This is a genomic window from Rhodococcus sp. EPR-147, from assembly GCF_001647185.1.
Classification (GTDB): Bacteria; Actinomycetota; Actinomycetes; order Mycobacteriales; family Mycobacteriaceae; genus Rhodococcoides.
Genome location: NZ_LVCU01000160.1, coordinates 1 through 19,382, shown reverse-complemented (window position 1 = coordinate 19,382; position 19,382 = coordinate 1). Strand labels below are relative to the sequence as shown.

The 19,382-nt window shown below is 64.7% G+C and carries 17 protein-coding genes; 6 read left to right on the top strand and 11 right to left on the bottom strand.

Translation table 11 applies throughout. The features are described 5' to 3' along the window. Nucleotides 1-6: 6 nt before the first annotated feature. The 3 genes from A2J02_RS08035 to A2J02_RS08025 form a co-directional block, all read right to left on the bottom strand. A complete protein-coding gene (locus A2J02_RS08035) occupies nucleotides 7-753 on the bottom strand; it encodes a sulfite exporter TauE/SafE family protein (RefSeq protein ID WP_068049019.1) in 747 nt (248 codons plus the stop codon). A 67-nt stretch (nucleotides 754-820) separates the two neighbouring features. After that, nucleotides 821-2,482: an NTF2-like N-terminal transpeptidase domain-containing protein gene (locus tag A2J02_RS08030; protein ID WP_176460201.1), complete on the bottom strand. Its 1,662-nt coding sequence runs from the start codon at nucleotides 2,480-2,482 to the stop codon at nucleotides 821-823. A gap of 106 nt (nucleotides 2,483-2,588) precedes the next feature. Beyond that, nucleotides 2,589-4,418: a penicillin-binding transpeptidase domain-containing protein gene (locus tag A2J02_RS08025; protein WP_068049081.1), complete on the bottom strand. Its 1,830-nt coding sequence runs from the start codon at nucleotides 4,416-4,418 to the stop codon at nucleotides 2,589-2,591. 91 nt (nucleotides 4,419-4,509) lie between these two features. Between A2J02_RS08025 and A2J02_RS08020 the strand changes: the two genes are divergently transcribed. The 3 genes from A2J02_RS08020 to A2J02_RS08010 all read left to right on the top strand — a co-directional run bounded on the left by A2J02_RS08020 (nucleotide 4,510) and on the right by A2J02_RS08010 (nucleotide 7,684). After that, the gene (locus A2J02_RS08020) at nucleotides 4,510-5,055 is read left to right on the top strand and encodes a hypothetical protein (RefSeq protein ID WP_068049016.1); all 546 of its coding nucleotides are present in this window, start codon (nucleotides 4,510-4,512) and stop codon (nucleotides 5,053-5,055) included. Nucleotides 5,056-5,188: 133 nt separating this feature from the next. After that, nucleotides 5,189-6,799 (top strand): ABC-F family ATP-binding cassette domain-containing protein, encoded by a 1,611-nt coding sequence (locus A2J02_RS08015; RefSeq protein ID WP_068049013.1) that lies wholly within the window; start codon nucleotides 5,189-5,191, stop codon nucleotides 6,797-6,799. A gap of 72 nt (nucleotides 6,800-6,871) precedes the next feature. Next, nucleotides 6,872-7,684 carry an alpha/beta fold hydrolase gene (locus tag A2J02_RS08010; RefSeq protein WP_442971462.1) on the top strand — a complete coding sequence of 271 codons (813 nt, stop codon included), beginning with the start codon at nucleotides 6,872-6,874 and terminating at the stop codon, nucleotides 7,682-7,684. Nucleotides 7,685-7,697: 13 nt separating this feature from the next. On the opposite strand, the gene A2J02_RS08005 is transcribed toward A2J02_RS08010, so the two are convergent. Further along, on the bottom strand, nucleotides 7,698-9,413 hold the full coding sequence (locus A2J02_RS08005) for an AMP-binding protein (protein WP_442971461.1): 1,716 nt from the start codon (nucleotides 9,411-9,413) through the stop codon (nucleotides 7,698-7,700). Nucleotides 9,414-9,490: 77 nt separating this feature from the next. On the opposite strand from A2J02_RS08005, the gene A2J02_RS08000 reads away from it, so the two are divergent. Further along, nucleotides 9,491-9,964 carry a DUF3995 domain-containing protein gene (locus tag A2J02_RS08000; protein ID WP_082898697.1) on the top strand — a complete coding sequence of 158 codons (474 nt, stop codon included), beginning with the start codon at nucleotides 9,491-9,493 and terminating at the stop codon, nucleotides 9,962-9,964. Here A2J02_RS08000 and A2J02_RS07995 read toward each other — a convergent pair. From A2J02_RS07995 to A2J02_RS07975, 5 genes are read right to left on the bottom strand one after another with little or no spacing between them, the layout of a single operon-like run. Beyond that, nucleotides 9,961-11,067, bottom strand: a complete 1,107-nt coding sequence (locus A2J02_RS07995) for an ABC transporter ATP-binding protein (protein ID WP_068049007.1) — start codon at nucleotides 11,065-11,067, stop codon at nucleotides 9,961-9,963. The genes A2J02_RS08000 and A2J02_RS07995 overlap by 4 nt on opposite strands. Nucleotides 11,068-11,078: 11 nt before the next feature. Next, nucleotides 11,079-11,963: a carbohydrate ABC transporter permease gene (locus tag A2J02_RS07990; RefSeq protein ID WP_068049004.1), complete on the bottom strand. Its 885-nt coding sequence runs from the start codon at nucleotides 11,961-11,963 to the stop codon at nucleotides 11,079-11,081. Beyond that, nucleotides 11,963-12,913 carry a carbohydrate ABC transporter permease gene (locus A2J02_RS07985; protein WP_068049001.1) on the bottom strand — a complete coding sequence of 317 codons (951 nt, stop codon included), beginning with the start codon at nucleotides 12,911-12,913 and terminating at the stop codon, nucleotides 11,963-11,965. The genes A2J02_RS07990 and A2J02_RS07985 overlap by 1 nt, the downstream gene beginning before the upstream one ends. Continuing rightward, a complete protein-coding gene (locus A2J02_RS07980; protein ID WP_442971460.1) occupies nucleotides 12,910-14,262 on the bottom strand; it encodes an ABC transporter substrate-binding protein in 1,353 nt (450 codons plus the stop codon). Before A2J02_RS07980 ends, A2J02_RS07985 begins: the two co-directional genes overlap by 4 nt. Further along, the gene (locus A2J02_RS07975) at nucleotides 14,259-15,284 is read right to left on the bottom strand and encodes a sugar-binding transcriptional regulator (protein ID WP_068048998.1); all 1,026 of its coding nucleotides are present in this window, start codon (nucleotides 15,282-15,284) and stop codon (nucleotides 14,259-14,261) included. Before A2J02_RS07975 ends, A2J02_RS07980 begins: the two co-directional genes overlap by 4 nt. 115 nt (nucleotides 15,285-15,399) lie before the next feature. Here A2J02_RS07975 and A2J02_RS07970 point away from each other — a divergent pair, with 115 nt between their 5' ends. Further along, nucleotides 15,400-16,422 carry an NAD(P)-dependent alcohol dehydrogenase gene (locus A2J02_RS07970; protein ID WP_068048995.1) on the top strand — a complete coding sequence of 341 codons (1,023 nt, stop codon included), beginning with the start codon at nucleotides 15,400-15,402 and terminating at the stop codon, nucleotides 16,420-16,422. Beyond that, nucleotides 16,419-17,894: a mannitol dehydrogenase family protein gene (locus tag A2J02_RS07965; RefSeq protein ID WP_068048993.1), complete on the top strand. Its 1,476-nt coding sequence runs from the start codon at nucleotides 16,419-16,421 to the stop codon at nucleotides 17,892-17,894. Before A2J02_RS07970 ends, A2J02_RS07965 begins: the two co-directional genes overlap by 4 nt. On the opposite strand, the gene A2J02_RS07960 is transcribed toward A2J02_RS07965, so the two are convergent. Then, on the bottom strand, nucleotides 17,878-18,543 hold the full coding sequence (locus tag A2J02_RS07960; protein WP_082898696.1) for a potassium channel family protein: 666 nt from the start codon (nucleotides 18,541-18,543) through the stop codon (nucleotides 17,878-17,880). The two genes, A2J02_RS07965 and A2J02_RS07960, sit on opposite strands and share 17 nt — an antisense overlap. After that, a partial coding sequence (locus A2J02_RS07955) for a potassium transporter TrkG (RefSeq protein ID WP_331712137.1) occupies nucleotides 18,536-19,382 on the bottom strand: 847 nt, incomplete at its 5' end. The genes A2J02_RS07960 and A2J02_RS07955, both read right to left, overlap by 8 nt.

Here is a 19,382-nt window from a genome sequence, read left to right as displayed (position 1 = left end):
CGCCCGTCAGCCGAAGGCCTGATACCCCAGCCATCCGGCGAGACCCAGTCCCAGAATCCCGACGCCGACGCGCAGGATGATCGGCGAGATCACCTTGACCGTCGGTGGCCCGCAGGCACCGCCGACGAAACATCCGATGGCCAGCGCAAGTGCCGCCCACCAGTGCACCTGACCGAAGAACGAAAAGATGATCGCCGCAATCAGATTGGCGATGCCCAGGAAAAAGCTCTTCAGAACGCTTGCGCGCCAAAAGGTATCCGAAGTGCAGATCAACGCCAACGCCAGAAAGATGACGCCTGCCCCGGCCCCGAAGTAGCCGCCGTAGATCGCCACGGCGAACAGGGCCAGCGGATAGAGCGTCGGAAACTCTCTGCCGCCGGACAGCTTTCGAATACTCGGCTGCAGCAGGAGCGCGATGGCTGCCATCGCCACCAGGAACGGTACGACCACCTCGAACGAACCGTCCGGCGTATTGAGCAACAGAACCGCACCGGTGGTACCGCCGAGAGCCGAGTAGATCGCGTACCGAACCAGCTGCTTGCCGTCCTTGGCGAGCTCGGCCGAGGAACTCGCCGTCGCCCCGACACCGGCCGCGACCAAGGCGACCGTGTTCGTCACGTTCGCAGACACCGCTGGCAGACCCACCGCAAGCAGCGCAGGGTAGGAGACCAGCGATGCGAGCCCGGTGACGAACCCGATGAGCCCGGCGAAGAACCCGGCCACCACCAGGAGTCCGAAATCGAGCACAGTCACCGAATAAAACTACCGTGCCTAACGATCGACCCGAATCCCTGGTCATTTCGCAGGCTCCATTCCTGCCCTACTCGACGGGGTTCGCCATCTCCTGCAGCAACCGGCTCGTCATGCGCACTGCCTGATCCCCGCCGTCCGCATCCTCGATGTAGACCGCGAACGCGACATCACCGCTGGTGGCGAGCACGAAGCGATCGTCGCCACTTTCCCCGGCGAATCCCTGCACCCCGTCGAACGTGTCGAGACCGCTGGTGCGGGACGAGTCGGCAAGTATGCCGCGCAACCGATTTGCTGCATCCGACCCGAGCGCCCGGGACTCACGATTGGCGACCGCGGTCTGACCGGCGACGATCGTCGGAGTCGGAGCGCTGCCCCGTGAGATCGCGGCCGCCATCTGTGCGAGACCGAACGGAGTCACGGTCGCCTCGTCACCGGAGGCGGTCGACACGGCCCTGATGCCGTCGATCGCGCTGCGACTGTCGGCGGGAGTTCCGGTGTAGGCGTCGAGTCCGGGCATCGAGTAGCTGACACCGAGACCCAGTGCCGCAGCTGCATCCTCGGCGCTGTCGTCGCCGCGATCGGACTGTGCCGCCTTGACCAACTCCGACGCGGTGCCGGCCGGGTAGGAGCCCCCGAACACCACGTCGCCCTGCTCGTTCGCGTAACTGTTCTGTGCCGCAGCGAGAATCGCACCGGTCGAGGTGGACAGGGCGACGATCGACGCCGACGACCCCGCCATGACCACCGCATTCTCGGCGGCGAGTTGAACGCGCGGATCGAGCGTTGCGTGCAGGTCAGGACCACCAGGGCCCTGGAAACCGACACGGCGCTCACCGATTCCGTCGACGGTGTAGGTGTCGACGGCCCAGCCTGCGGTGGCGTCGCGCCCTTCCTGCCATGCACTTCGCAACGAGTCGAGCACGGGTGAGGTGATCCGACGGTCGTCGACGATGAGCTTGGGTTGCGGAGAAACCACCACTCCCGGCACGGCGCGCAGGTCGTCTTCGAGGACGGCGAAATCGTCGTCACGCAGGGTCACTGCGGTGATCGGTGCACCGCCGGACGAGTTCAGCTCGGCCAGCATCGATTCGGAGGTGATCAGCGGTGCGACGACATCGATGACGTCTGCGAGTTGCGCGGTGGACGCCGCCGGATCGCTCGTCTGCGCCGGGTCGAGGGAGATGGCGTTGATGGTGCGCTCGCTCATCAGCACGTTGTTCGCGGCGTCGAAGATCAGCGGCGGGGCAGCGTCGGTCCGGGTGTATCGAACCGATCCGCCCGAGGTGAGGTCCGGGACGAGAGTGGCCGGATCCCACGCTATGCGCCAACCGACGCTGAGCTTCTTGGTCGAGCCCTGAGCGCTGTACTTCCAGTCCTTGCCCTCACCGAAGTTCCACGCCGACGCGAGAGTGAAGTAGCCACTTTCGTCGGAGAGGTCCATGTACTGGGTCAGGTCGAAATCCCCGGTGGACATGCCGTCGGCCGACAAGCCGTCGAACATCTGGTTCAGCGCGGCCGTCGCGGCGTTGGGGTAGGTCGTCATCGCGGCAGCAGCAGCGACGTCTCGGTTGTCCAGGGCATCGACGAATTTCGAGACCAGCACCTCTGCCTCGCTCGGTGGGCGATCGACCATCCAGAACGCTGCCGAGACCGTCAACGTCGCCGATGCTGCAACGGCGACGAGGTAGCGACCGCGGACCTTGCGCGGGCCACGACGGGCACGACTCATAGAACTCATGAGTCACAATATTCACTGTAGTCACATGAGTAACAAGCACGGGATTCATACGAGCCGGTCACGATTGGGATACGCCCCGGTCGGTTCCGGACCTGGACTAGCGCAGAAAACGACCCGCAGCTTCGATGGCCGGGGTCGAACTGCCTGCGTCGTTGACGAACACCGCGAACGCGAGATCGCCGGAGATACCGACGAACCAGCCGTGCGCTCCTTCGTTGTTCGCACCGAATTCGGCGGTGCCGGTCTTGCCGAGCAACCCTGGGATGTCGTTCAGCGCTGTGGCCGTTCCGCCGGTGATCGTCTCGCGCATCATGGCTTTGATCTGCTCGGTGACCTGGGGGTTCACCGCTGCCGGCTGCATGTTTCCCACTCCCGGCTCACTGGGGACCACCGTCGGTGGGAGCAATCCGTTGTTCGCGATCGACGACGCGACCAGCGCCATTCCGAACGGCGACGCGGTCACCTGCCCCTGACCGATGGCGGATTCGACCCGCTGCGCCGGGGTGTCGGCGGACGGCACCGACCCGGTGACGGTCGTCAGACCGGGGGTTACGTAGTCGACGCCGAGGCCGTACTGCGCGGCCGCGTCGGTCAGTCCGTTCGGTGGGAGTGCCACGCCCAGGCGGCCCATCGTCGTGTTGCAGGACCTGGCGAAAGCGGTGTGCAGCGGCACGTTGCCGAGATCGAAGTTGTCGTCGTTCGGGATCTGCCGACCCTCGATGTTCTCGGTCGCCGGGCACGGCAGCACGGTATCGGGGGTGACTGCACCGGACTGCAGTGCAGCCGAGGTGGTCACCGTCTTGAACGTCGACCCCGGCGGGTACAGACCGGTGAGGGCGATCGGACCCTCGGCGTCCGCGGCGGCGTTCTGCGCCACGGCGAGAACCGCACCCGTCGACGGCCGAAGTGCAACGATGGCCGCCTGCTGCGGCAGCGACGCGAGAGCATTCTCGGCTTTGAGCTGCAGTGCCGAATCCAGGGTGGTCGCGATGTCGTCTCCCGTTGCGGCGTCGCGGCCGGCAAGCGGGGTGATGGAGCCGTCCGCGGCAACGGCCTGCACAGCCCATCCACGATTGGCGGCCTGCTCCTGCTCCCACAGCGTCGTCAGGTCGTTGAGGACCGGCGAAACGAGGTTCCGGTCGGTGGCGAGCAGCCGCGTCTGTGGAGCCAGGGTGACCCCGGGGACGGTCGCGAGCTGAGCACCGATGGGGTCGATATCGGACTGACGAAGGGTGACGACCGTCGTTGAGTTACCTTGCGCGCCGGCAACAGTCGCTGCCACCGATTCGGCCGTGACACCCGGAACGACGGAGCCGACGAGATTCGCGACCGCTGCCGGATCGGCCGTCGCATCGGCGTTGACGAGGGTCACCACCTGCTGCGACATCAGCTCGACGCCGTTGCCGTCGAAGATGCGCGGTGCGACGAGCGCATCGGTGGGAGTGAAACGCACCGACGAGTCGGCGGTCAGGCCCGGCACCAACATCGCCGGATCCCAGGTGATCTTCCAGCCCTGCTCGGTCTCGGCCGCTGTCGCAGAGGTGGTGTAGTTCCACTCCTTCGGCTCGCCGTCGGGTTCGGCGGTGCCGTCGGGGGTCGTCGAGAAGCGCCAGCCGGCATTCAACGTGAACGTGCCCGCATCCTCGTTGGCGTCGACGGCCTCGAAATCGGGAGTGGCCGTCACCGTTCCGCCGGCCGACAACCCGTCGTACAGCTCGGTGAGCGCCGCCGTCGCGCCGGCCGGGTCGGTGGTCAACGCGGCCGCCTGATCGATGTTCGAGCTGTTCACCGCCTCCGCGAACTGCTCGGCGACAGTCTGCGGCTGATCCGGCCCACTCTGCCCGCAAGCGGCGAGCACCAATGCCAGCACGGACACGATCGCGGCCAGAGTCGTCGGTCTTCTCGAAGTGCGCACGGGGTCGATCATGCCCCAGTGCATCCGCGAAACACCGGTGGCACGATCTTGAAATGAGGTGTAATTATGTAATCAGTCTTACAACATCCATCGAGGAGTCCCCATGAAACCCAACGGACGCTCGTTCGGTCGCCCCGGCGGCTGGCAGCACGCAGACATTCCGGATGCCACCGATGCAGCCGATTGGTTCGGTGGCCGCCTCCCGGACACCTGGTTCGACGGTGCCGCCTCGGTCGAGGTCGACCGAGAGGAAATCGTCGTCGTCGGAACACTGCCCGTGGAGCAGGACAGTTCATCCGCAGCCACCGAGGGCCGCATCGCGCGATTCCGCGAAACCACCCGGGGCGACCGCATGCAGATCGCCGACGAGGCAGAGAAGCGCTACGGCCGCAAGGTCGCGTGGGGAGTTCGGACCGGGTCCGAGGTGGTCCTGTTCACCCACCTCGCCGTCCCGGTCATGACACGCCTGCGTCAGCCCGAGCGTCGCGTGCTGGACACTCTCGTCGACGCCGGCGTCGCCCGCTCCCGGGCCGACGCTCTGGCCTGGGCCGTGAAGCTCGTCGGCGAGCACACCCAGGAGTGGCTCGACGAATTGCGTGGCGCCATGACGACGGTCGACGAACTACGCAAGAAGGGCCCGTCGGTGTAATTCGCTTGCGTGGCCATCGGGTTCGGGGCTAGCGTGGCCTTCGCCTTGTTGCCCACAGATTCGGAGAGGCCATTGCTCTTCCAAAGGTTCTAGACGCCTGCAGATCGTCCGCATGCACACCTTTGGAGCAACCATGCCTCATTCATCCTCCCTCTCTGTCTCGAATCTGACGTTCGCCTGGCCGGACGGCGACCCCGTGTTCGACGCCATGTCGGCCATTTTCCCCAGCGGCACAACAGGTCTCATCGGTTCCAACGGTGCCGGCAAGTCGACCCTGCTGAGATTGCTCGCCGGGGAGTTGACGCCGCAGCGCGGTTCCATCTCGATTCCCGGCGTGCTGGGCCATCTGCGCCAGGACGTCGCACTGGACCCCGATCTGCCCGTGGATCGGGTGCTGGCCATCGATTCGGTGCGAAAAGCATTGCATCGCATAGAATCCGGCTCCTCCACCGAGGACGACTTCGCAGTCGTCGGATCGGCGTGGGACGTCGAGGAGCGCGCTCTGGCCCTGCTGAACAAGCTCGGCCTCGGCAGCATCGTCGGCTCTGTGGGCGACCTCGATCGCCGCGTCGGCACCCTGTCGGGCGGTGAGACGACGCTGCTGGCACTCACCGCGCAATTGCTCACCCAGCCCGAGGTACTGCTACTGGACGAGCCGACCAACAATCTCGATCACGTTGCGCGAGAACGGTTGTACACGGCAGTCGACAGCTACCCGGGTGTGCTGATCGTGTGCACTCACGACCTCGAGTTGCTCGAACGCGTGGACACCATCGCCGAGGTGCGAGCAGAGCGTAGCGGAGTGTCCCGGCTGCGCATGTTCGGCGGCAACTACCAGCACTACCGAGAGGTGATCGACGCGGAACAGCAGGCGGCACGGGCGACGATCCGCGATGCGAAGAACGATGTCCGCAAGCAGGAACGCGAATTGATCGACACCCGAATCAAACTCGACCGACGTCTGCGCTTCGGCAAGAAGATGGAAGAACAGAAGCGCGTGCCGCCGATCCTTGCGGGCCGACGCAAGCGGGCCGCCCAGGAATCGGCAGGCAAACTCCACGGAACCCACAGCGACCGCGTCGACGACGCCCGATCGTCCCTGTCGGCCGCCGAGGATCTCCTGCGCGACGACCGCGAGATACGCGTCGACCTCCCGGCGACGAAAGTCCATCCCGGGCAGGTGGTTCTGACGCACGAGGCCGTGCACATCGTGGGCCCTGAGCGCATTGCGCTGATCGGACCGAACGGCAGCGGCAAGACCACGCTGCTGCGGGCCCTGGACGCCACCGGGGCAGAGGTGCCGTGGAAGTATCTGCCGCAGCGACTCGACATCTTCGACGAATCCCGCACCGTCGCCGAGAACGTTGCCGACGTCGCTCCGCAGGCCACGGCCGAACAGATCCGCGGCCAACTCGCCCGCTTCCTGTTCCGCGGATCCGACGCCGACGCCGTCGTCGCCACCCTCTCCGGCGGCGAACGACTGCGGGCCGCACTGGCCCGAATACTGCTGGCCGAGCCTGCTCCAAAGCTCCTGATACTCGACGAGCCGACCAACAACCTCGACATCACCAGCCGACAACACCTCATCGACGCGCTCGACACATTCGAGGGTGCACTGATCATCGCCAGCCACGATCGACCGTTCCTCGACGCCATCGGACCCACCCGCACCGTCGACCTCACCCCGACCGCCGAGACTCCCGAGTCCGCCGAACAAGCGCCCGCCGGTGGGGAGTCAATGTGACATCCAGTGGACGCGGGAGTGGAGCCTGCGAAACGACCCACAGGCGCAGTTTGGGGGTCAATGTCACATTGAGTGGACTTCTGGGGCGAGGATTGCGGGGTGGAGTACGCCTCGAATGCAGACGATGGGACACGGATCGCGTACACGGCGGTGGGGTCCGGGCCTCCGTTGTTGATGGTGCACGGCAGTTTTCTGACGCACACGATCTGGCGGACGTTCGGCTACGTGAAGGCGCTGCGCGGGGCTCGGCAGTTGATTCTGATCGACAGTCGCGGGCACGGCCGCAGCGAGAAACCCCGCACTCCCGACGCGTATGCGATGAGCACGATCGTCGGCGATCTGACGGCGGTGCTCGACGCCGTGGGCGCGGAGACCGTCGACTATCTGGGGTATTCGTTCGGGGCTCGGGCCGGGTTGGCGCTGACGGCAGCGACTCCCGAGCGAGTGCGATCACTGGCCGTCGGCGGCGGTAGTCACGGCGCTCAGGCCGGCGCGTTCGATCGCCTGTTCTTCCCCGGATGCGCAGACGTGTTGGAGCAGGGCGGCATGGACGGGTTCCTCGAGGCATGGAACAACCACCGCATGTTCCCGATCGACAACGGCACCCGAGCGGTGTTCTCCGCCAACGACGCCCAGGCCATGGCCGCGTACATTCGGGCGTCCGACGCCGATCCCGGCCTACCCGACGACGCGTTGCAGCAGTTCACCCAGCCGTCGCTGTTCTACGTCGGCAGTCAGGACGGCACCAGGCTCGACGACACCCGAGCTGCCGCAGCGCTGGTACCGAACTCCGAATTGCATGTCATCCGCGGATTCGACCACGCGACGACGATGGCCGCCACCCCGGAAGTGCTCGGGATCCTCGAACGGTTCTGGGACGAGTGACCTCGGTGTCACATCACCTCTTCAGTGCAGGGAACTGGTCGTCACGCCACTCGGTCTCCAGCGGTCCGACGGCCGCGTCCTCGCGGGCGCGCAGTTCCACTCGGCGGATCTTGCCGGAGATGGTTTTCGGTAGCTCGAAGAACTCGATTCGGCGCACACGCAGGAACGGCGCAAGGTGCTCGCGGGCGTACTTGAGGATCTCGAACGCTGTGTCCTCGTTGGGTTCCCAGCCCGACGCCAATGCCACATACGCCTTGGGGACGGCCAGTCGCGTCTCGTCGGGGGCGGGCACCACCGCGGCCTCGGCAACGGCGGGGTGTTCGATGAGCACGCTTTCGAGCTCGAACGGGGAGATCTTGTAGTCCGAGGCCTTGAACACGTCGTCGGTGCGGCCGACGTAGGTGATGTAGCCCTCGGAGTCCCTCGATGCAACGTCGCCCGTGTGGTAGTAACCGTCGGCCATGACAGCGGCGTTGCGTTCGGGGTCGCCGAGGTATCCGGTCATCAGGTTGAACGGCTGCTGCGCCAGGTCGAGGCAGATCTCACCTTCGTCGGCGAGTTCGCCGGTGGTGGGGTCGACGATCACCACCGGTACGCCCGGCAGCGGCCTCCCCATCGAGCCGGACTTGAGTACCGCGCCGGGTGTATTGGCAACCAGCGCAGTGGTTTCCGTCTGGCCGAACCCGTCGCGGATGTTCAGGCCCCACTCCTGCTGCACCCGCGAGATCACCTCGGGGTTGAGTGGCTCTCCTGCTCCGATGGTCTCGCGTAGCGAACCACCGCCACCGGCGAGGTCGGCTTGAATCAGCATGCGCCACACCGTCGGTGGAGCACAGAACGTCGTCACCTCGGCCCGGCGGATCTGCTCGAGCAACGCTTTCGCTTCGAATTTGCCGTAGTTGTAGATGAAGATCGTCGCCTCGGCGATCCACGGCGCGAAGAAGCAACTCCACGCGTGCTTGGCCCACCCGGGAGAGCTGATGTTCAGGTGCACGTCGCCAGGCCGCAAACCGAGGAAGTACATCGTGCTCAGATGCCCGACGGGATAGGAGATCTGAGTGTGTTCGACGAGCTTGGGCTTGCTGGTGGTGCCGGAGGTGAAGTACATGAGAAGACGGTCGGTGGGAGCCGTCACGGACTCGAACGGTACGGCCTCGACAGAACGAGCCTCGGCATAGTCGACCCAACCATTTCGAGCGGAGGTGGCGATGCGCAGGTAGTCCCCGGGTACGTCGTCGAATTTGCCGGTGTCCGAGGGGTTCACGATCACTGCGCGCGCATTGCCGCGCACCACACGGTCGGTCAGGTCTGCGGGCCCGATGGCAGTGGTGGTCGGCATCAACACCGCGCCCAGTTTCATCACCGCGAGCATCGCTTCCCACAGTTCCACCTGATTTCCGAGCATCAGGATCACCGAGTCGCCGCGGCCGATGCCCTGTTGCTCGAGCCACCTGGCAACCTGGTCGGAACGACGCGCGATGTCGTCGAAGCTGTACTTGGCCTCGCTGCCGTCCTCTTCGACGATCCACAACGCAGTGCCGTCGTTGCCACGGGCGATCGCGTCGAACCAATCGATGGCCCAGTTGAACGTCTCTCCGAACGACGGCCACTCGAAAGTCTCTACGGCGCGGTCGTACTCGCCGTAGGAGTCGAGCAGCAGGTCGCGAGCGTTCCTGAATGCCGTATGTGCCGATTCGGCCATGCTTCCTCCGTACCCTGTGATGCTCATCACCGCCACGGTAGGGGAGATGAACAATCCCTCGCTACCCCTGAACGGGGGTGAAAACTCGGCTAGCCTCGGTCACCGTGGCCATCGGATACTTCGCGATCGCGGGTGCACTGGGGATAGTTCACGCCGCGTTTTCCGGCTACTGGGCCGCAGGTGGCCGATGGATGTTGAACACCGTCGGATCATTCGCCACGGAGTGGGTCGAGACCGAACCGCAGACAGCGCGAACGGCATTGCTGGTGCTCACGCTGGTCAAACTTGCAGCGGCAATTCTTCCCGCCCTCGCCTACATGAACCGGCCGCGCCTGGCAGCACAGAACCGGACCAGGCTGCCGGCAATCGTCCTCGGCATATCCTGGCCCGGCTCGGTGCTGCTGATTCTCTGGGGCGGAGCATCGTTCGTCGGAGCGGTGATCGGATTGATCGCCTCGGACGAGAACCGAAGCGTCAAATACGGCCACCTGTTCTTCGACGGCATCTTCCTGCTCTGGGGTGCCGCCCTTCTGACGGCGCTGATCCTCTCTCGGAAAGCGCCGTACCAGCCGCGCTAGATGCGCTCACCTGTTTCCGGGTGGAAGAGGTGAATCGCACCGTCGAGGCGCTTCAGTCCGATGCTCTCGCCGATCCTCGCCGGGGCACGCACTGCCGAGCGGGCGACGAGCGACACGGGTCCGCCGTCGAGTCCCTTCACCTTCGGGTCGTCGAGGTGCGCGTACACGTACGACTCGCTGCCGAGCTCCTCGATGAGATCGACCTTGCCCTCGAAACCCTCGCCGCCGCCGTGGACGATGCCGATGTTCTCGGGCCGCATTCCGATGGTGACCTCGTCGATCCCCAGGCTCGCGAGCTTGGTCAGCTCGTCGCGCTCGAGCGGGAGCAGGAACTTACCGATCTGCACGCCGCCCGAGCCGATGGGTACCGTCATCAGGTTCATCGCCGGGGAGCCGATGAATCCTGCGACGAACGCGTTGACGGGATGGTCGTACAGGTCTGTGGGAGAGGCGAACTGCTGCAGTTTGCCACCGCGCAGGACGGCGACTCGATCGCCCATCGTCATGGCCTCGACCTGATCGTGGGTGACGTAGACCGTCGTGGTGCCGAGCCGGCGCTGCAATGCCGCGATCTGCGTACGCGTCTGCACTCGCAGTTTCGCGTCGAGATTGGACAGTGGCTCGTCCATGCAGAAGACCTGTGGCTCACGAACGATGGCGCGGCCCATGGCAACTCGCTGACGCTGGCCACCCGAGAGCTTGCCGGGCTTGCGATCGAGGTACGCGGTGAGATCGAGCAGACGGGCCGCTTCGGCCACGCGTGCCTGACGCTTCTCGAGGCTCACTCCGCGCATCTTGAGTGCGAAGCCCATGTTCTCGCCGACGGTCTTGTTGGGGTAGAGCGCGTAGTTCTGGAAGACCATGGCGATGTCGCGGTCCTTGGACGGGACGCCCACCATGTTCTTGCCGCCGATTTCGATTGCGCCACCGTCGATCTCCTCCAGACCGGCGAGCATCCGAAGTGCGGTGGACTTGCCGGAGCCGGACGGTCCGACCAGGACGACGAACTCGCCGTCCTTTATGTCGAGGTCGAGGGAATCGACGGCGAGCGAATCGGCACCTTCGTAGACGCAGGATGCCTTCTTGTACGTGATTGCAGCCATGAGACTTTCTCCTATTTGATGGCGCCGAAGGACAGACCGCGCACGAGCTTGTTCTGCGCGAACCATCCGGCAAGGACGACGGGGAGTGCTGCGAACGTCGCAGCGGCGGAAAGCTGGGCCCAGTACAGGCCCTGGCCGGTGATGAATCCGACGAGGTACACCGGAATCGTCTGGGCCTGAACGGCAGTGAGGTTGACGGCGAAGAAGAACTCGTTCCACGAGAAGATCACGCAGATCAACGACGTCGCTGCGATACCGGGAGAGACGAGCGGCAGGATCACCTCGCGGACCGAGGTCCACAGCGACGCACCGTCCATGCTGGCGGCCTCGAGCAGCTCCGACGGCACCTCCATGAAGAACGAGCGCATCATCCACACGGCGATAGGCAGATTCATCGCGGTGTAGAGAATCACCAGTGCCCAGATGTTGTCGAGCATGCCGATGTCACCGACGATGACGTACAGCGGAACGATGACGGCCACGACGGGCAGCATCTTGGTGGAGATGAAGAAGAACAGCACGTCCTGGGTTTTCTTCACCGGCCGCAGCGACAGCGCGAATGCTGCCGGAACACCCAGCAGCAGAACGAGAATCGTCGAGACGATGGTCGCGAACGCCGAGTTCAGCAGGGTGGTGCCGATGCCGCTCTCGAGGACACCTCGATACTGATCGAGGGTGGGGGTGAAGATCAGCTTCGGCGGGTTGGAGTAGGCGTCGGCCTCCTGCTTGAAGCCGGTGATCACCATCCAGAGAACCGGGAAGAAGAAAGCGATACCGGCCACCCAGGCAACGAACGACCAGATCGTGCCCGGGCCCCACTTGCTCTTCTTCCGGATCTCCTGCCCGTCGGAGGTCTGCGCGACGGCCTTCTTCTTGCTCGTGGTTGCCGTGCTCATCACGCCGCCTCCTCGTTTGCGCTGAAGCTCTTGAAGATCAGTCTCAGCGCCAGAGTGCTGAGAACGATGGTTGCCACCACGGTGACGACACCCATGGCCGCGGCCTGACCGATGTCGAAGCCGAGGAAGGCACGCTGGTAGATGTAGAACGGCAGGTTCGCCGACGCGACTCCCGGTCCACCGGAGGTCATCATGTAGACGGCATCGAAGGTGTTGACCAGATAGATCGCACCGAGGACGGTGCCGAGTTCGATGAAGCGACGCAGGTGCGGCAACGTCAACTCACGGAAGAGTTTGAACGGGCCTGCCCCGTCGACACGCGCAGCCTCGGCGATGTCCTTCGGCATGGACTGCAGGCCGGCGAGGATCAGCAGCATCATGAACGGCGTCCACTGCCACACGAGGTTCGTCATGACCGCGGCCAGCGGAAACCGCGACACCCAGTCGATCTCACCGACTCCGAACGGACTCAGCGCGAAGTTGATCAGGCCGAAGACGGGATCGAACATCGTCGTCTTCCAGATCAGCGCACCGGCGACCGGGGTGACGAGAAACGGGGTGATCAGCAGCGTGCGAATCAGGCTGCGTCCGATGAACTTTCGATCGAGCAGCAGAGCGAGGGCCAGACCCAGCACCAGCGAGATGATCACGGTTCCGACGATCATGATCACGGTGTTCATCGCGACCTCGCGGAACTGACTGTCGCGGAACACGTCGATGTAGTTGTTCAGACCGTTGAACTCACGCGAACCCGGACGAACGAGGTTCCAGGACTGCGTCGAGTAGTACAGCGTGAACAGGAACGGGATCTGGGTGACGATGATGGCGAACACCAACGCCGGCAACAGTGGCCCGCGTCGACGCCACCCCTCTGCCTTGGAGATCGTTCTCGGTCTCGGTACGAACTTCTCCGGTTCGGCCGGAGCCGTCCGTTCTTCGGTGGTGGTCATCCCTGGTCCTCCTGGTACGTCCTGCCGACCACTTCGGCGTATTGCTGCGCTTGGTCGAGCGCGTCGTCGACGCTGATCTGTCCGGCGATCGCGGCACTGATCTGTTGGCTGACCCGGGTACCGAGGTCCTGGAACTCCGGAATGGTCAGGAACTGGACTCCGGTGTACGGAACCGGATCCACGGTGGGGTCGTTCGGGTCGGCACTGTCGATGGAGTCGAGGGTCAGCTGACCGTAGGCCGCCGACGCCTCCGCGTACTCGGGAATCTCGTAGGTCGAGAGTCGACTTCCGGGAGGCACACGCTCCCAACCGAGTTCGTTACCGACCTTGTTCAGGTATTCCTTGCTGGTCATCCACGAGACGAACTTCCATGCCTCGTCGGGTGCCTCGCTGGTCTTGGGGATGCCCAGTGCCCAGGAGTACAGCCAACCGTTGTCGCCCTTGGCCGCCGACGGGGCCTTGGCGTAACCGATCTGCCCGACGACGTTGCTCGACGATGGGTCCTCGAGGACCGAGACGGCCGAGGTGGCGTCGTACCACATGGCGGTGTTGCCCTGGGAGAGTTGCGTTCCGCACTCACTGAACCCACTGGTCGCCGCGCCGGCCTGACCGTGCTCGCGCACGGTGTCGACGTAGAACTGCACGGCTTCGCGTACCTCGGGACTGTTCAGCTGGGCGTTCCAGTTCTCGTCGTACCAGCGGCCGCCGAACGCGTTGACGACAGTGTTGAGCGGTGCGAGCACCTCACCCCAGCCGGGCTTGCCGCGCAGGCAGATTCCGGACAGGCCCGGGCTGTCGAGAGCGGCTGCGGCGTCGGCCACCTGCTGCCAGGTGGGCTCGGCAGGCATGTCGATACCGGCCTGGTCCATCAGATCCTTGCGGTACATCAGGAACGACGATTCACCGTAGAACGGCACCGAGTACATGCTGCCCTCGTACGACAGCGACTCCTTCAGCGTGGGAATGAAGTCGTCCTCGTCGTAGCCCGGCGTGGCGTCGGCGTACTCGGAAAGATTGGTCAGCCAACCGTTCTCGGCCCACTGCGGGGTCTCGAAGTTGCTGATCATCACCACGTCGAACTCACCGCCGCCGGTCGCGACCGAGGCCGTGATCTTGGCTCGGGCCTCGTTCTCCGAGAGCGACACGAACTTCAGGTTGATACCCGGGTTCTCCGCCTCGAACTCCGGAGCAAGCGAAATGGCATCGGACATCTGCGAATTCGAGACGATCGCGACGGTGACCGTCGTACCGTCACCATCACCACCGAACGAGCCGGCACCGGCACATCCGGACACCACCAAGGTCGTCGCGAGCGAGGTCGCGACAACCACCTTCGGTAGAACTTTCACTGAGATACCTTTCCATTCGACGCTGATGTGGATCGATCCACAAGCCAACGCGCACTTTCGATGTCGGTGACCAAGATCGATGCCAGTCCACCGCGCAGTGCACCGAGCAGCGCTTCGTGTTTTCGTTTTCCGCCCGTGACGAGCACCGCCCGATCGCAGGCCCTGATGGCGTCGAGCCCCACCGACACGGTTCGGCCGGGGAGTGATCCTCCGGTGTCCTTGCCGTCGGCGTCGTAGAACCGTCCGCCGATCTCACCGACCGCACCGAGTCGGCGCAGTTCGTCGAGCACCTCGAGGTCGATGAAGCTGCCCTCGAACAATGTGGTGGACGTGGAAACGGGACCGATGCCGTACATCATCACATCGGCATCGGTCCCGGCTTTGAGTGCGCGAGAGATCACGGAGTCCTGCTCCAACGCAACGACAGTCGCCTGATCGGCGTACAGCGGCGCATTGAGCCTGATGGGTGTCGCCTGCAGGTACGCAGCGCACCGTCCGAGTGTGTACTCGACGCCGGTCTGGTAGTCGGCCGCGGTGATGGAACCGTCGAGTTGCACCACCGCAGCACATTTGGTGGACCTGGTCTTGAGCGAGCTGGCGACCGCCACCGTCTCGGGTCCCCAGGTGAAGCCCAGCACATCCTTGTCCTGGAGCCGACGAGAGAGCAGCGTCGCCACTGCCCGGCCGAGGGAACCGTAGCCGGCGTCCGTGCCGTCGATGAAGTCCGAGACGACGAGCACCTCGGTCAGCCCGAACTGCGCTTCGAGTTCACGCTCGATGTCGGCGTGCACGGTGCCCTGCAGGTCGTCGGGAACGTTGATCTCGATGGTCACCAGTCCCTGGGTGCGAGCGCGTGCAACCAACCGCCCTGCCGTGGGGCGTGAGACACCGAGCTTCACGGCGATCTCGGCCTGCGTCGCGCCTTCGAGGTGGTACATGGTTGCGGCGCGCAGAGCCAGGCGCAGATCCTCTCCGGACCGCGGAGACTTCGACCCCGCTGGACCGGATGACGATCCATCCATTTCGCCTCCCAAGTTATGAGCAGATGCTCAGCTCGTGTTCATCTGCTCACTAAGCTAACATTAAGGTGTGATCTACACAACACCCCCCGACGGCGGGCGACCCGTGCCACAGTCCATGCAGGCCAGCGTCCTCACCGCAGCACAGGAGATACGACTCGAAGAACGGCCCGTCCCCACCCCCGCGCCCGATCAGGTCCTCGTACAGGTCACGGCGGTCGGGGTGTGCGGTTCCGACGCGCACTACTACCGGGAGGGGCGCATCGGCGAGTACGTGGTCGACGGCCCCCTGGTCCTCGGACACGAGGCCGCGGGCGTCATCGTGGCCGTGGGCAACGACGTCTCCGACGCCCGCGTCGGGCAACGCGTGTCCATCGAGCCGCAGCGCCCCGATCCCACCAGCGCCCAGTCCCGAGCAGGCCGCTACAACCTGTGCCCGGCCATGGAGTTCTTCGCGACGCCGCCCATCGACGGGGCGCTCGCGGAGTACGTGTTGATTCAATCGACCTTCGCCCACGACGTCCCCGACGACATCTCCGACGAGGCTGCTGCGCTCTTCGAGCCGCTGTCGGTGGGCATCGCGTCGGCCCAGAAAGCACGGATCTCCGCGGGCTCGAGCGTGCTCATCGCGGGAGCGGGGCCCGTCGGGCTCGTCACCGCGCAGGTCGCTCGCGCATTCGGTGCCACCGAGGTGGTCGTCACCGACATCGACGCTTCCCGCCGGGCCAACGCGCAGAGGTTCGGCGCGACTCGCGTGCTCGACCCCGCCGTCGAGGACGTGCGCTCCCTGACGGTCGATGCGTTCATCGACGCGTCCGGTGCGGCCCGAGCCGTGATCGACGGCATCCACGCGGTCCGGCCCGCAGGCACGGTCGTCCTCGTCGGCATGGGTGGATCAGATTATCCGCTGCCGATCTCGCTGATCCAGAACCGAGAATTGCTGCTCACCGGCGTCTTTCGCTACGCCAACACATGGCCGATCGCACGCGCGCTGGTGGCGTCGGGCATGGTGGATCTCGACGCGATGGTGACGGCGCGATTCGGGCTCGATGGCGTCGAGGATGCATTGAACGCGGACAGGCAACCCGGAAGCATCAAAGCCGTAGTGATTCCAGGACTTTCGAAGGAGAACGACGCATGAAGTTGAACTCGCAGAACCTCGCCGACTTCATCGAGGACGTCGCGGTTCCGACGTACGACCGATCCGAGGTGACGGTCGGCATCGTGCATTTCGGTGTCGGCGGCTTCCATCGCGCCCACCAGGCGATGTACGTCGACCGTCTGTTGCAGCAGGGGCAGGCGCTGGACTGGGGAATCTGCGGCGTAGGCGTACTGCCCGGCGACCGGCGAATGAACGACGTCATGCAGGCACAGGACTGCCTGTACACGTTGGCGCTCAAGCATTCCGACGGTACGTGGGACACCCGCGTCATCGGTTCCATAGTCGAGTATCTCTTCGCACCGGACGACGCCGAGGCCGTGATCGAGAAGATGGCAGCAGACACGACGAAGATCGTCTCGCTCACCATCACCGAGGGTGGCTACAACTTCTCCGCGACGACGGGCGAGTTCGACGCCGACAATCCGGCCATCGTCGCCGACCTCGCCGACGGCGCTGTTCCTGCAACGACATTCGGGCTCGTCATCGAAGCGTTGGCTCGGCGCAAGGACCGCGGCATGGCACCGTTCACCATCATGTCCTGCGACAACATCGAGGGCAACGGACACATGGCGCAGTCGACGTTCACCACGTTCGCGCGCCTGAAGGATCCGGCGTTGGCCGACTGGATCCAAGCCGAAGGCGCGTTCCCCAATTCGATGGTCGATCGCATCACGCCGGTCACGACACCGGAGGTGACCGAGCAACTTTCGCTGCGGTACGCCATCGACGATCAGTGGCCCGTTGCGGGCGAGCCGTTCACGCAGTGGGTGCTCGAGGACAACTTCACCCTCGGCCGTCCACCGCTGGAAGAGGTGGGCGTGCAGGTGGTCGAGGACGTCACCCCCTACGAGCTGATGAAGCTGCGGTTGCTCAATGCCAGCCACCAGGCGCTCGCGTACTTCGGCTACCTCAGTGGCTATCGACTCGTCCACGAGGTGTGCCAGGATTCGCTGTTCGCCGATTTTCTGCTCGCCTACATGGACGAGGAGGCAACCCCGACGCTGCAGCCGGTCCCCGGCATCGATCTGACCGACTACAAGAAGACGTTGATCGAGCGGTTCTCCAACCCCGAGATCCGCGATACCGTCGCTCGCCTGTGCGCCGAGTCCTCGGACCGAATTCCCAAGTGGCTCTTGCCCGTCATCCGCAAGAACCTCGAGACCGGCGGTCAGATCACCCGCTCCACCGCGGTGGTGGCCAGTTGGGCTCGCTACGCCGAGGCCGTGGACGAGTCCGGCGAGCCCATCGAGATCGTCGACCAACTCAAGGATTCACTGGTGCCGATCGCGCAGAGTCAGCGCGAGAACCCCACGGCGTTCATCGCCAACCGCGCAGTGTTCGGGGATCTGATCGACAACGAGCGGTTCGTGGCCGAATACACGAAACAACTGTCGTCTCTGCAGGAGCGGGGAGCACGCGAGACGCTGGAATCGCTCAGGTCGACTCACTGAAACGTTCGGCGTCTCGAACCTGACCGGAGACGATGACGGTATCGCCTGCACCGATCACCGTGTCGGCCGTGGCGTAGGTGAATCCTTCGCCCTGACGCTTGACCGCGACGACGGTGACACGGTGTTTGGTGCGTATCCCGCTTTCCCCCAGCTTCTTTCCGATGATGGAGGCGGGCGGAGAGGTCTTGATCATGGCGAAACCGTCGTCGAATTCGATGTAGTCCATCATCCGACCGCGCACCAGGTGGGCGACGCGCTTGCCCATGTCGTGCTCGGGCCGCACCACATGGTGCACGCCGATCTGGGTGAGAATCTTGGCGTGCGCGTTGCTGATCGCCTTGGCCCAGATGTTGGACACCGACAGGTTGATCAGCGCGGACGCGGTCAACAGACTTGCCTCGAGATCGGATCCGATGCCCACCACTGCGCGGTCGTACTCGTGAACCGACAGTTGGCGCAACGACTCCTCGTCGGTGGTGTCGGCCACGGCCGCATGCGTGAGCCGGTCCGAGACACGTTGCACCACAGCCTCGTCGGTGTCGATGCCGAGGACCTCGACGCCCTGGCCCATCAATTCCAGCGCCAGCGACTTGCCGAAGCGGCCGAGGCCGAGGACGACGACGACGTCGGAGGACGGTTTCCTAGCCAATGAACGGCCTTTCCGTGGGGAGCGTGTAGCGCCGACCGCGGTCGCGGGCGGCGAGGGCGCTGACCAGAGTGATGGAACCGATGCGGCCCAGGTACATCAGCACGATCAGGATCATCTGTCCCCACCCGGGCAACTGTGCGGTGATACCGGTCGACAGACCGACGGTGGCGAAGGCCGAAACGACCTCGAACAGCAGGACGTCGAGGTCGAAGTCCGTGCCCGCCAGCAACGCGACGACCGGGAGCATGACCAACGCGACGCCGATCAGTGCCACGGTCAACGCCTGACGTTGCACGCGCGCGTCGATCCGACGATCGAACACCGTCACCTCGCGATCACCTCGGATCTCGGCCAGGATGACGAACAGCAGCAGTGCGAACGTGGTGACCTTGATGCCGCCTGCGGTTCCGCCGCTGCCACCACCGATGAACATCAGGACGTCGGTGACCAGCAGGGTCGCGTTGTCGACATCCGCGTAATCGACACTGTTGAACCCTGCGGTTCGGGGCATGATTCCCTGGAACGTCGCGACGAGCATCTTGTCCCAGAAGCCGAATCCTCCCAGCGTTCTGGACCACTCGAAGAGCATCACCACTGTCGGTCCGAGTACCAACAGAACTCCGGTGACGGTCAGCGTCAGTCGTGTGTGCAGCGACCAGCGGTGGGGCGATCGACCGCCCCTGGCTCGGGACCGAACTCGACGGGCGATCTCGAAGAGAACCGGAAATCCGATGCCGCCCAAAACGACCGCGATCAACAGTGGGATGCAGATCCACGGATCGGTGGCGAACCCGATCATGTTGTCGCTGAACAACGCGAAGCCGGCATTGTTGAACGCG